The following is a 13,906-nucleotide window of genomic DNA, read 5'->3' as shown; positions in this document are numbered from 1 at the left end:
GTGTCGGTATCCCTTCGTAAAAAGAGAAGTTACGATTTAAATCCGCGTACCGAAATTAAAAACTTGAACTCCGTCAAGTTTATGGTAGATGCTGTAAAAGAGGAAGTTGAAAAACAATTCAACTATTACCTAGAACATAAAGAATTTAGACCCGACCAAACTACGGTTTTATGGGATGCCGATTTAAAGCAGACCAAAACCATGCGTAAAAAGGAATACGAAGCCGATTACCGTTTTATTTCGGAACCAGATTTACCTTTTGTAAACATAAAAGACGTTGTAGATTCTATTAAGGTAGATGTTAGTTCATTGCCTTTCGCTGTAGAATCTATTTTAATTAAAGGAGGCGTTTTACCTCAGGATGCTAAATTCTTCACGGCAGATTCGTTGCGTTCTAAAACCTTTGTTACCATCAATAACGAACTTAAAGACCCATCATTCGTTGCTAAAACTTTGGTGAATAATATTGGGGCAGACGAGTATAGCGACATTCATCGCATTGAACATCTTATTGAAATTTTCCAACTCTTTAAAGACGAAAAAATTACATCGGTATTAGTTCAAAATGCCATTACTAGGTATTTAAAAGACAGGAAATTTGATTATAATGCCTATTTTAAAGAGAATACCATTTCCGAAGAAAAAATATTCGAAGCGATAGCTAAAGTCATTTCAGAAAATGAAGCGATTGCAAACGATATTAAAGCTGGAAACCAAGGAAAAGCAGGTATTCTGGTTGGAAAAGTTATAGCTATTATAGGTAAAGGCGCTTCTGGAAAAGTGATTCGTGAAGGGATTTTAAGCCAGTTGCAAAGTTCTGCAAAAGCTGATAGTTCTACACAAAATACAGATGTCAGGCTGAGCGGAGTCGAAGCCCAAACTAAAACAGCGAAACAACAAGAAGAAATATTACCTCAAATTCCAATCGTAATAAAAGAGGAATACAGAACGCATGTATTTACCGATATTTCAGATTCAAATATCTCTGAAAAAGTAACATTTTCTGGTTGGGTATCTAGTGTGCGCGATCATGGTGAATTAATATTTATCGATTTACGCGATTCGAGCACCGAGCTATTTCAAATACGCTTAAGTAGAGAGTCTTTCCCAAATTTAGATGAATTGGTGAAGCTAAAACCAGAATCGGTAATCACCGTTACAGGAACTATTGTTCAGCGTAAAGAAGACGATTATAATGCGGCTTTAAGAACAGGAAAAATAGAATTAGAGGCTTACGAATTAGATATTTTAAACCTATCTAAAACACTGCCTTTCGAAATAAAGCGTGCTACAAAAACAAATGAAAATGTTCGCTTTCAGTATAAGTATTTAGACCATAGAAATGACGATGTGCGACGCGTGATTGTAAACCGCCATAAGGTGATTAAATTATTGCGCGATATTTTAGATGAAGAAAATTTCTTGGAAATTGAAACACCTATTTTAAGTGCTGGAACCGATGAAGGTGCACGCGAATTTATCGTACCAACCCGTAAACAACCCGGAGCGTTTTACACCTTACCACAAGCACCACAACAATTTAAGCAAATGCTGATGGTGAGTGGATACGAAAAATATTTTCAGATTGCACGTTGTTTTAGAGATGAAGATTCTCGTGGCGACCGTCAACCAGAATTCACGCAGCTGGATATAGAAATGGCTTATGCGAGTATGCAACAAATCATCGATTTAAACACCAAAATGTTTAATGAAGTGGTTAAAAAAATATACGGCAACAAGTGGATTTTACGTCCGTTTGAAGTCATTACCTATCAAGACGCCATGGATTTTTATGGTTGCGACCGTCCCGATTTACGTTTCGGTTTAAAACTTCAAGACATTACAGAGATTGTAAAAGAAACAACCTTTCAGGTGTTTAGCAAGCCTATTGAAGAAGGTGGAATTGTAAAATGTATTAAAGTTTCTGCCGAAGAACAAGGCAACAAACGTTTATCTAAAGGACAAATTGAAAAACTAACGGGCATTGCACAACAACATGGTTTAGGAGGTTTAGCGTATATCATAGTGAATGAAAACGATTTACAATCGCCTATCATTAAATTTTTAGGTGAAGATATTGCTGCTGGCATTATTAAAACAACCAATGCACAAGTAGGAGATATTGTATTTTTCTCGGCTGCCGATTATGCCACTGCCAATAAAGCATTGGATGCGGTGCGTCAAGAACTTGGTAGTATGTTGCATTTAATTAATCCGAAGGAATTACGTCCTGCTTGGGTTGTTGATTTCCCAATGTTTGAAAAAACCGATGAAGGTCGTTGGACCTTTACCCACAACCCATTCTCGATGCCTGCGGTTTACGATATTGAAAAACACATGAATGGTAAAGAGGAAGAAATAGGAAGCATCATCGCGCAACAATACGATTTAATATTAAACGGTTACGAAATTGGAGGTGGCTCGGTTCGTGCTCACAAACCCGAAATTTTAGAAGCTACCTATAAAAACATGGGCTACAATAAAGAAGAAATGCTAAAAAGCGTGGGCACAATGTACAAAGCATTTCATTATGGCGCACCACCACACGGTGGGATTGCCTGGGGAGTTGACAGATTGATGATGATTTTAGAGAAAAAAGCATCGATACGTGAAGTGATGGCATTCCCGAAAACAGGTACCAGTGAAGATTTATTATTCGGCGCGCCATCTATGCTTTCAGATAAAAAGATAGAAGAAATGAATGTGAAGGTGATGAAAAAATAAAGTGCACTTAGCGCAACTGCATATCTAAATAAAATAAAATCTCGATAGTTTCTGTCGGGATTTTAATTTTTATAACCAAAGTCATTATTAGTACAACCCTATTTTTATGAGATAAATTGAAGCTGTTGTATTTTCAGCATCAATAAAGTACGGTTACAACAACCCGCTTGTGCCTTTTAAAAAAAAATGTTTAATTTAGTTTTTATAACAATAACTTACCATTTAATAAACCAAACCATTATTAAAAATAGATTACCAAAAAATTAAACATTGAAAAAATGAAAAAAATAATCTTAAATGATGGAAAAACAATACCTATTGTTGGTTTCGGCACATATAAATCTACAGAACAGGAAGCTATAGAATCGGTAATAAGTGCTATTAAACACGGCTATTCTTTAATTGATACAGCGGCCATTTATGGAAATGAAGAAGCAATTGGAAAAGGCATTAAAGCCAGTGGAGTTTCCAGAGAAGAAGTATATGTTACTACCAAATTATGGCGTGAATGCTTAGGTTATGAATCGACCAAGCAAGAATTTAAAAAATCATTAAAAAGATTGAATCTTGATTACATTGATTTATACTTAATACATTGGCCTGCAAATGCTAAAAATTATGATAATTGGCAAAAAGCGAATGCCGATTCTTGGCGCGCTATGGAAGAGTTACAAGCAGAAGGAAAAATAAAATCTATTGGTGTTAGCAATTTTTTTGAAGAACATCTTGAAGCATTATTTAAAACTGCTAAAGTAAAGCCTTCCATTAACCAAATAGAATTTCACCCAGGGTATTGGCAAGAAAAATTAGTTAACTACTGTAAAAAGCAAAACATTGTTGTGGAGTCTTGGTCGCCATTTGCAAGAGGAAAAGTCTTTGGCAATGAAGTGTTAGAAGCAATCGCAAACAAACATGGAAAATCTGTTTCTCAAATTTGTTTGCGGTGGATTATCCAACATAATGTGGTAGTAATTCCAAAATCTACATCTCCCAATCGTATTGCCGAAAACATTCAAATATTCGATTTTGAATTGAGCACTTTTGAAATGGAACAGATCAATAAACTTCCCGAAATGGGATTTAGTGGCGAATTACCTAACCTATGGCCAGATAGGGTTTAATGTTGTAAGTTTCAAATTAAAATAGTTTATAATTTTCCTATAAACATACTTAAAATGCATTTGAGTTAATCTTCAAACCATTCAAATTAATAGTTCCTATTCAAAATTTTTACTTTTCAAAAAAAATATATTGAATATGAACACAAACAGATTATCAAAGAAAATAGAAGACATATTAAATTCACAAGTTACTAAAGAGGCAGAAGCTGCTCAAGTGTATTTATCCTATGGTTGCTGGGCCGATAGTAAAGGATATTCCGGTATTGCCAATTATTTTTTCAGACACTGTAAGGAAGAGCGTAACCACATGATGAAAGTTATCCAATATATCATGGGGCGCGGTGGCGAAGTTAAAATTACCGACACAAAAGGTCCATCTAAAAATCCAAATAGCTTGCAAGATTGTTTTGAAAAAACCTTTAAACATGAGGTTGAAAACACTACAGCCATTTATGAAATTGTAAATTTAGCTCATGATGAAAAGGACTGGGCTACCTATAATTTTGCACAATGGTTTGTTCAGGAACAAATTGAAGAAGAAAAATTGATAATGGATTTGCTGGATAAATTGAAAATTGCTGGTGGAGATAAAGCCAGCGATGAATCCTTATTCAATCTTGATGAATATTTAGGGCAAGCCCCCGACCACGCCCCGTTACCACGTGAAGCCTCAATGGATAAGCCAGAATAAACATTTTTAACAAAAAATGTAGAGTTACAAAAATCCTGTTAGTTTTTCTATCAGGATTTTTAAGTTTTAGGCGGCACAATTGGTTATATTTACTAAGTTTGAATCACAAAGTTCCGTATTCAATTATGTAATAGTTGTACTCGAAACAAACCTCTGAATATTAAAAAAAAACAGCATATGAACGAAATAATTTGTCCTAATTGTAAAAAAGCTTTTAAAGTTGATGAAGCAGGATTTGCAGATATACTTAAACAAGTACGTGATCATCAATTTGAAAAAGAATTAAGTAATCACCTTGCTTTAGCCGAAAAAGAAAAAGTAAGTGCCGTTGAACTTGCTAAAGCCAATGTAAAAAACGCATTTCAAGAAGAATTGGCAAAAAAGGACAAAGAACTAGCTCAATTAAAAGCCAAAAGCGATACAGAACTTGCTCAAAAACTAGCTCAAAAAGAAACAGAAATCGCAGAAATGAAATCTAGAATTGAAAGTGCTGAGATTCAGAAAAAATTAGACGTTTCTGAAGCTATTAAATTAATAGAAAAAGAGCGCGACAAATTGGCTAACGATTTAAAAATCAAGGAAACGCAAACGCAATTACTAGAAAAGTCTATCAAAGAACAGTTTACAAATAAACTCGTTGTAAAAGATGAAACCATCAAAATGAAAGATGATGAAATTGCCCGTTTAAAAGATTTCAAACAGAAACTTTCCACAAAAATGGTTGGCGAAACTTTAGAGCAACATTGTGAAATTGAGTTCAATAAACTACGTGCAACAGCCTTTCAAAATGCTTATTTTGAAAAAGATAATGACATTAGAGGTGGCAATAAAGGTGATTTTATCTATAAAGAAACTGATAATGAAGGAAATGAAATCATTTCGATTATGTTTGAGATGAAAAATGAGAATGATGAAACGGCCACCAAAAAAAGGAATGAAGATTTCTTTGCGAAACTTGATAAAGACCGAAAAGAAAAAAACTGCGAATATGCGGTTTTAGTTTCGCTATTGGAGTCTGAAAATGAATTTTATAATACCGGAATTGTAGATGTTTCTTATAAGTACGAAAAAATGTATGTAGTACGACCACAATTCTTTATTCCTATTATCACACTGCTACGTAATGCTTCTATGAACTCCTTGAAATACAAGGCTGAACTGAATTTGATGCGGAATCAAAATATTGATATTACCAATTTTGAAGAAAAGATTACTGTTTTTAAAGAAGGTTTTGCTAGAAATTATGATTTAGCAAGCCGACAATTTAAAACCGCTATTGAAGAAATAGACAAAACAATGGACCACCTTCAAAAAACAAAAGATGCACTGTTGGCTTCTGTTAACAATTTGCGTCTTGCAAATAATAAAGCGGAAGATTTAACCATCAAAAAATTAACACACGGTAACCCAACCATGAAAGCAAAATTTGACGAATTGAAGAATAAACCGGAATAAAGAAAAGAGCAAGCTTATTTCTTTGAAAAGACAGTGTTCTACAGTTCACCTCGCCTTGTAGGTATCTATTATAAACCAACCAAAGCAATTTAAACATAAAAAACCTGATAGTCTTCTGTCAGGTTTTTTTTTAAGTAAAACCCGTCCCCTTACAGGTAATTTCCTTTTATATTATTTTTGCAAGTATTATACACTTCATCTCCATAATTTAGCTGTAAAACTCAATCAGAACTAAAAAAGAAAGTAAAAAATCAAAATACTATATTATAAAAGCACTTTTTAATTCTGTTCTTGCTTTTTCTCACCAAAACATATACGTATTATTATGGTGATTTTTCTGTCAATATTTTGGCTGTCCCTAATCCTTTAATAAATACTAGCGTCGGCCCATACTTTTGCCAATATAAAGTAAAGATTACATGTCGCAGGTTTTTAGCTAGCACTGTAATTATTTGAAAGAATACACTTAAAAACTAACTGGTAATTAACCATATATATGCATCAATTTCAATGCTAACAAAACCAAAGTACTACTATACCTTTGCAGCGTTAAATGTTATAAAAATCCAAGTCTAATAAAATTTAAACAACAAAAGTCAGCATTTAACATGTTTAATTTTTCAAAATAATAATATTATGTTTATATCACAAGCATGCCTATGTTACCATGTTTATCAGGAAAAAAAATCAAAATCGGTAACTGAAAACTCAAAAGTGAGCAATCAAAGAAATGCTTTTTTTAAAAAGTTTAAGCAAACTTTAAATTCTAGAAAACGCATATTTCAATCTGCGTAAATAAAACACTTATAGTTGCCCTAGTTAAATTGTTCTTTTAAATAACAATTTAACTAGGGCTTTTTTTTTAATATACTCTAAGTATACACAATTATAATACTTCTATTAACTTTACGTATTTTATACACACCTCCTAGTTAAGGATTGTTGATTTATATCTAATTTATATAACTATATAGGCCCGGGTTTGTAATGAGAAACAAGTAACTAAATCACTATCTCATTATGAAACTTAAAATTTCTGTATATGCTTAAACAGTAAAATCAATCACTTTTTATTATTGAAGCTTTTTGTTTATCTTTATTACAATCTGCAGTATTGCAAATTATAATTAGCCCTTACCTGCCTGTCTTTTCAGAAAGGCACTAGAAATGTGCTTATTAAGTTCTTGAAAACCAAATTTTATTGTAACTTTATTTTTATTAATGATGTTGAAATTCTCCCTAAACGAAAACTTAGAGCTAGACTTTAAAGAGGCTATAAAGAAGCCCATCCCTGTTAAATGTTTGCAAATAAACGAACCTTTTGAAGTAGAAACTATGGAAGGTACCATGAAAGGCAAAGCGGGAGACTGGCTTATGATAGGCGTAAAAGGTGAAAAATACGTTTGCGACAAAGCCATTTTTGAAGAAACTTACGAAATATGTAAATAAGAGTTATACTAAGTCCCTAAATTGAATCTATTAATAGCGAAACAAAACAAACTAATTATTAATTATGGATTCAGAAAACACAATTTTTTTCAGTTACTCACGGGATGATTCAGAATTTGTACTCGACCTAGCCAAAAATCTTCGTCAGGCTGGGGCTAAAATTTGGTTGGACCAACTAGATATTAAGCCAGGTGCCCGTTGGGATAGTTCCATTGAAAAAGCGCTTGCAAAGTCTAAAACTCTGTTAGTTGTTTTATCTGAAGCTTCGGTAATATCGCATAATGTCATGGACGAGGTATCCTACGCCTTAGAGGAAAACAAAGCCGTGGTACCCATACTTATGGAAAAGTGTGAAATCCCTTTTAGATTGCGTAGGTTACAATACGCAGACTTTTCAGGCGACTATAAAACAGGGGTTAAAACACTTATTGATGCTTTGAATTTAGATAAAGAAGTAGCTAAAAATTTAGCCGATGTAACAACGGATAAACCAGCCAAACCAATAAAAAAGAAAGAAGAACGAATTACACAGCCACCACATGATTCGGAAAAACCACAAAATTTTATTCAAGATAAAAACAATCAAAAACCACCAAAAACCTGGCTAGTAGAATCTATTATTGTTACATTATTTTGCTGTTTACCATTAGGCATCGTAGGCATTATTAACGCTACAAAAGTGGAATCGCGTTTTTACGCCGGAGATTTAAAAGAAGCCAATAGATATTCCGCAGATGCAAAAAAATGGACGACCATTAGCTTTTGGACTGGCCTTGTTATTTGGGTACTTTATATTTTTGCGGTGGCTTCAGGCATTGTAAATGAATATTAATAAATTTTTTACGACACTATTTGGCATTGGTATTCTTTTAGTACTTTTAGGCTTATATAAGTACTATAATCCCATAAGTTCAATGTATTTCCCTAGGTGCCCGTTTAGAGTACTAACAGGTTTACAGTGTTCTGGTTGTGGATCGCAGCGCGCTATTCACCACCTTTTAAACTTTGAGCTTTTAAAGGCCTCTAAAGAAAATCTTTTGCTTGTTATTGCAACACCTTATTTGGCAACTGGTTTATTTTTTGAATACTTAAGCAAACCGAATGAGACTTATTTAAAATGGCGTAAAATCCTTTTTGGCAGAAAAGCAATTTTTATAATACTTTTAACCATTGTTAGCTTTGGCGTCATTAGAAACCTATTTTAATGATGCAATATTTAAAATCATAATAACAAAACTATAAATTCCATGAACACCACTCCCGAACATGATGCACGTATAGCGATTATGACTTTTGCCTCAGTATATCCTCATTATATTACAAAAATTGAAAAAAAAGGACGTAGTATTGATGAATTGCATCAAGTGATAACATGGCTTACCGGATTTGATTTAACTAAATTACAAAGCCTAATTTTGGAAAAAGCAACTTTTGAAACGTTCTTTAAAGAGGCAAAATTAAATCCTAAAGCCCATTTAATAACCGGTGTTATTTGTGGTTATAGAATTGAGAACATTGAAACCCCATTAACCAAACAGGTAAGATATTTAGATAAACTTGTTGACGAATTAGCCAAAGGCAAAAAAATGGAAAAGATTTTACGCACTTAGTTAACCCTTCCAACCATATTTAATAAAGCACCTTTCTAGCTTTAACCCTTGGCATAGTACTATATAAATGTTATCCAAACTTAAAACAAGGCAATTAATTCTTGCCAATTTATATACTTTTGTTCTAAAGGAAAAAAATCCAGCAGATAGCATAATATTTTTATGAAAAAAAAGGAAAACGAAAAGGTTAGCTGGACAGTTTGTTTGGAATGTAAAGGTCGAGGTAAAAAAAGACGCAGACTTCGAAAAAAAGCACTCCTTAACTACCAAAAAGCCTTTGAGCATTTTGAAAAATCGAATCGTCAGGGAAAGGCTCCCTCTCGTCCAAAAGGCCATATAGATATATGTCTGAAGTGTTCTGGCTCCGGCTTGGCTCCTGCCCAAACCCCTCTTATTCCAGATACAAAAAATTATCCACACATTGCCATAATTGGTGGTGGTATTGGTGGTGTTGCCTTGGCCGTGGCTTGCCTGCATCGTGGTATCCCATTCACCTTATATGAAAGAGATAGCAGTTTTAATGCTCGATCTCAGGGCTACGGACTTACACTACAACAAGCCCGTAAAGCAATTGCCGGATTTGGTATTTTATCTTTAAATGAAGGCGTAGTATCCACACGTCATGTGGTTCATTCCACAGATGGTAAGGTTATTGGAGAATGGGGTATGCGCAAATGGATACCAGAAACCGATAAAACAACCAGAAAGCGCAGTAATATTCATATTGCAAGACAATCGCTACGATTAGAGTTACTAGAACAACTAGGCGGCCATAGCGGAGTACAATGGAACCATAAACTAATGGATATCAAAATGAATGCCGATAATATGGTGGACTTAAGTTTTGATGTAAACGGAACAGTAAAAACCACCAAGGCAGACTTAGTAGTTGGTGCAGATGGCATAAGAAGTTCGGTTAGAAAAATTTTAATAGGAGAAGACAGCACTCCTTTGCGCTATCTAGGTTGTATTGTAATTTTAGGTATATGTCCATTAAAAAACCTCGGAAGCACAGAAAGTGACTTACTAGATTCGGCAACAGTATTTCAAACTGCCAACGGGAATGAACGAATTTATATCATGCCTTTTACATCCGACTCGGTGATGTGGCAATTGAGTTTTCCAATGACCGAAGACGATGCTAAAGCCTTAAGCAATTTAGGTCCTAAAGCTTTAAAAAAAGAAGCCATTAGAAGAACACCCTGGCACGCTCCCATACCTCAGATTTTAGAAGCAACTTTGGAAACTCAGATTTCCGGTTATCCTGTTTACGACCGCGAATTGTTAAATACAGAATTATTAGAATGTGCTGGTCCGGTGACATTAATTGGGGATGCCGCCCATCCTATGAGTCCATTTAAAGGGCAAGGAGCGAATCAAGCTTTACTGGACGCACTTTCTCTGGCGCGAATCATATCGAAAATTTGCATATCATCACCAAAATGGCGAGACATTGGTTTACGGAATAGTGTATTATTAAAGTTTGAACAGGAAATGATAAAACGTAGTGCTTCAAAAGTTAAAGACTCTGCGGAGGCAGCTCAGTTTCTTCATTCCGATATCGTGCTTCATAAAGGTGATCAACCAAGAGGACGCATTCTAAAAAGAAAAGAATACTAAAATTACTTTAAGTTGATTTAACTTTTACAGTCTGCGGAACCCCAAGCATCCAAACTCCTTAGAATAGGTTCTAAAGATTTTCCTCTTTCACTTAATCCATATTCCACCCTAGGTGGTACTACCGGAAACACTTTTCGGGAAATAAGGCCGTCCTTTTCCAATTCTCTTACCGTTTGGGTGAACATTTTATTTGAAACGCCAGGAATCTTCTTTTGTAATACCCCAGAACGCAGATCGCCTTCTAACAAATGAAATAAAATAAGTGGCTTCCATTTAGTTCCAATTAAATTCATAGTGTAATTTAACGGACAGTTAATTTCTTTTTCCAATTTTCAATATTTAAAATACTAATAATCAATATTTTACTCGTTTAAGTAACTATACTACATTTTAGTAAGTTATTGCCCAACAGACAAATATAGTGTATTTTTGCAATCTAAATTATATAATATGACAACAAATAAAGATTATCCAAAATCATTTTCACATATTGGAATTACAGTTCCTAATATTACGGAAGCCGTAAAATTCTATTCAGAAGTCATGGGATGGTATGTTATCATGGAACCTTCAAAAATTAAAAAGGAAACGGAAACAGCCATTGGACAAATGTGTATTGATGTTTTCGGAAACGATTGGACGGAATTCGAAATTGCCCATTTAGCAACCTCCGATGGTATTGGTGTTGAATTATTCTCTTTCCCACATGGAATTAAAGAAGCTCCGGAATTCAACCCGTTTAACACTGGACTCTTCCATTTTTGTATACAAGACCCAAATATTGAAGAACTTATTGAAAAAATTGTTTCCTATGGAGGAAAACAACGTATGCCAATTAGAGAATACTACCCTAATGACAAACCTTTCAAAATGTGTTATGTAGAAGATCCTTTCGGAATTGTTTTTGAAATTTACACGCATAGTTATGAATTAACATATTCATCGGGTGCTTATGCTAAATAAAATTAATTAGCTAAAAATTATTAATTTATTGATAATTCCAGTACAATTCCCAAACCCCTCAATTAAAGGTGTTTGGGAATTTTTCGTTTTATACAATAACAAAAGCTCTATTATTATATGTAAATTATGAAATTAAACAGGCCATAGTAAGGGTAAAAAAATGCTATCTTTAAATAAGAATACAATAATAAAAAAATGATAAATTAGTTACACTAAAAACTAGTAATCAGTAAAAAAAACAAGTGATGAGCCCAACCAGAAAGTTTACATATCTATTAGCATTGTTTATTCTTTTAAACCTAAAAGGGTTTTCCAATTCTTTTATACAGTTAGACAGCCTAGCTTTAGCTAAAGTGAAACAAAAGCTTCATGACGGTACAGCTTCTGAACGAACACAATCCGCATATAAAGACCTGATCTCTAGGGCTAATAAATTACTAACTATTCAGAATCCTACGGTTATGGATAAAAACATTTTGCCTCCTACAAATGATAAACATGACTACTTAAGCATTAGCAGGTATTGGTGGCCGGATCCTAAAAGCACTACCGGTTTGCCTTGGATACGTAAAGATGGCGAGACCAATCCTGACACTCAAACAGATGCGGTTGACAGAAAACGAATGGCAACCATGACATCGGGTGTAAAAAATTTATGTCTTGCCTACTATTTTTCAAATGACGAACGCTATGCACAAAAAGCGGCAAGTATGCTAAAAACATGGTTTCTTGAAGAAGCTACACTTATGAATCCACATTTAAAATTTGCACAAAGCGTTCCTGGATATTCTAAAGGAAGATCATCGGGAATTTTAGATGGTAAATCTATCAGCGATGTAATTCCAGATGCTTTACTCATACTTTCAAAATCTTCTCACTGGACTAAAAACGACAATTTAAAGATAAACAATTGGCTAAATGATTATTTAACCTGGTTAACAGAAAGTGAGTTGGGTATTAAAGAAAACAATCAGGATAACAATCACGCATCTTGGTATAAATTCCAAATTGCTAATTTATCCTTTCATTTGAATAACAGAACATTAACAAAGAAAATAATTACTTCAACCCAAGAAAGCCTCGAAAAACAACTGGATTTTGAAGGTAAGCAAATTCATGAATTAGAACGCACCAGATCTTTTTTTTATAGCTGTTATAATTTGGAAGCATTAACAGGAATCGCCATTGTTGGTGATAAAATTGATATGGATTTGTGGAATTACGAATCAGAAAACAATAAAAGTTTAACCCTTGCATTAGAATTTTTAATTCCTGTTATTCATGGAGAATCATGGAATTATACCGAAATAAATGGAGTCGATCTATCTGATTTACTTCCTTCATTAATTCGAATATCAAATCACATCAAATCGAACCGATACACTGACTTAATTAACAAAACTATCAAAATCCTTGTAGAAAAAGAAAAAACTACAGGAAAAACCAACCCCATACTCAACGAATTAAGCTTAACAGGCAACTTAGATATATAGTTTAATACGATCATTTTAAGTAAATATTATTTACTAAAGAATATGATTAGTTTAAATGAATAAAAATTAGTAGAGCAGATAAACTTTAACATTCCTTATCCAGTTTTAGAAAAACTTTAAGATTATTTAGGCTTACATTTAGCCAAAATATAACCCATTTTCACCCTTGTGGAAATAAAAAAAAATTTAAATGAAAAAAACAACACTTATTTCAAGCATTGCATGCTTCCTTATGATGTTCTTATCAATGAACAGCGAAGCACAAAAATTTAGTTCTATTGACAAAAGCCCGTTAGACGTAACTACTTTCCCAAGTAGCAACAAAGAAACTAACAAATTGGTAAAAGTGGTTTACAGCAGACCTCAACTAAAAGGAAGAGAATTAAGCACATTGGCTCCAAACGGAAAAGTATGGCGCACGGGTGCTAACGAAGCAACCAATGTTACTTTGTACAAAGACATGAAAGTAGGTGGAAAACTAGTAAAAGCTGGTGAATATTCACTTTATACGATTCCTGGAGCTAAGGAATGGACTATTATATTAAACAAAGATATTAATGTTTGGGGAGCTTATTCATACAACGAAGCTAATGACGTGATTCGTATTTTAGCTCCAGTAAGTTCAGGAGAAGCTTTAGAAGCATTCTCAATGGCATTTGCCGATGATGGGACCATGTATTTAGGATGGGATACGCTTAGAGTTGCTGTACCTTTCAACAAATAAGACTTAAACGAACAAAAAAAAGTTCCAGTTGTTTCTAACATACTGGAACTTTTTTT

General features: G+C 33.9%; 13 protein-coding genes. 12 read left to right on the top strand and 1 reads right to left on the bottom strand.

Going from position 1 to position 13,906, the window contains the following annotated elements; all coding sequences use genetic code 11:
- From aspS to ABYI63_RS04810, 9 genes are all read left to right on the top strand, one after another.
- Positions 1-2,724 (top strand): aspartate--tRNA ligase (gene aspS / locus ABYI63_RS04850; RefSeq protein ID WP_372754019.1); only part of this gene is annotated, 2,724 nt, incomplete at its 5' end.
- A gap of 278 nt (positions 2,725-3,002) precedes the next feature.
- Positions 3,003-3,845, top strand: a complete 843-nt coding sequence (locus ABYI63_RS04845) for an aldo/keto reductase (RefSeq protein WP_372754017.1) — start codon at positions 3,003-3,005, stop codon at positions 3,843-3,845.
- Positions 3,846-3,981: 136 nt separating this feature from the next.
- Positions 3,982-4,536: a ferritin gene (locus ABYI63_RS04840; RefSeq protein WP_372754015.1), complete on the top strand. Its 555-nt coding sequence runs from the start codon at positions 3,982-3,984 to the stop codon at positions 4,534-4,536.
- Between the two features lie 177 nt (positions 4,537-4,713).
- Positions 4,714-5,991 (top strand): DUF2130 domain-containing protein, encoded by a 1,278-nt coding sequence (locus tag ABYI63_RS04835; protein ID WP_372754013.1) that lies wholly within the window; start codon positions 4,714-4,716, stop codon positions 5,989-5,991.
- 1,221 nt (positions 5,992-7,212) lie between these two features.
- A complete protein-coding gene (locus ABYI63_RS04830) occupies positions 7,213-7,440 on the top strand; it encodes a PGDYG domain-containing protein (RefSeq protein WP_372754011.1) in 228 nt (75 codons plus the stop codon).
- Between the two features lie 64 nt (positions 7,441-7,504).
- The gene (locus tag ABYI63_RS04825) at positions 7,505-8,272 is read left to right on the top strand and encodes a TIR domain-containing protein (protein WP_372754009.1); all 768 of its coding nucleotides are present in this window, start codon (positions 7,505-7,507) and stop codon (positions 8,270-8,272) included.
- Positions 8,262-8,645: a DUF2752 domain-containing protein gene (locus ABYI63_RS04820; RefSeq protein ID WP_372754007.1), complete on the top strand. Its 384-nt coding sequence runs from the start codon at positions 8,262-8,264 to the stop codon at positions 8,643-8,645. The genes ABYI63_RS04825 and ABYI63_RS04820 overlap by 11 nt, the downstream gene beginning before the upstream one ends.
- A 42-nt stretch (positions 8,646-8,687) precedes the next feature.
- Positions 8,688-9,050: a DUF2200 domain-containing protein gene (locus ABYI63_RS04815; RefSeq protein ID WP_372754005.1), complete on the top strand. Its 363-nt coding sequence runs from the start codon at positions 8,688-8,690 to the stop codon at positions 9,048-9,050.
- Between the two features lie 162 nt (positions 9,051-9,212).
- Positions 9,213-10,670: an FAD-dependent oxidoreductase gene (locus ABYI63_RS04810; protein WP_372754003.1), complete on the top strand. Its 1,458-nt coding sequence runs from the start codon at positions 9,213-9,215 to the stop codon at positions 10,668-10,670.
- A gap of 17 nt (positions 10,671-10,687) precedes the next feature.
- On the opposite strand, the gene ABYI63_RS04805 is transcribed toward ABYI63_RS04810, so the two are convergent.
- On the bottom strand, positions 10,688-10,963 hold the full coding sequence (locus tag ABYI63_RS04805) for a winged helix-turn-helix transcriptional regulator (RefSeq protein ID WP_372754025.1): 276 nt from the start codon (positions 10,961-10,963) through the stop codon (positions 10,688-10,690).
- A 157-nt stretch (positions 10,964-11,120) separates the two neighbouring features.
- Here ABYI63_RS04805 and ABYI63_RS04800 point away from each other — a divergent pair, with 157 nt between their 5' ends.
- From ABYI63_RS04800 to ABYI63_RS04790, 3 genes are all read left to right on the top strand, one after another.
- Positions 11,121-11,633, top strand: coding sequence for a VOC family protein (locus ABYI63_RS04800; protein WP_372754001.1), 513 nt, complete (start codon positions 11,121-11,123; stop codon positions 11,631-11,633).
- A gap of 245 nt (positions 11,634-11,878) precedes the next feature.
- Positions 11,879-13,126, top strand: a complete 1,248-nt coding sequence (locus tag ABYI63_RS04795; protein WP_372753999.1) for an alginate lyase family protein — start codon at positions 11,879-11,881, stop codon at positions 13,124-13,126.
- 190 nt (positions 13,127-13,316) lie between these two features.
- Positions 13,317-13,850, top strand: coding sequence for a DUF2911 domain-containing protein (locus ABYI63_RS04790; RefSeq protein ID WP_372753997.1), 534 nt, complete (start codon positions 13,317-13,319; stop codon positions 13,848-13,850).
- Positions 13,851-13,906 lie beyond the last annotated feature (56 nt).

It is taken from the genome of Mariniflexile sp., assembly GCF_041583155.1.
In the GTDB taxonomy this organism is placed as follows: domain Bacteria; phylum Bacteroidota; class Bacteroidia; order Flavobacteriales; family Flavobacteriaceae; genus Mariniflexile.
Note: the sequence above shows the minus strand (reverse complement) of the source record. Positions and strands in the feature narration are given on the sequence as shown.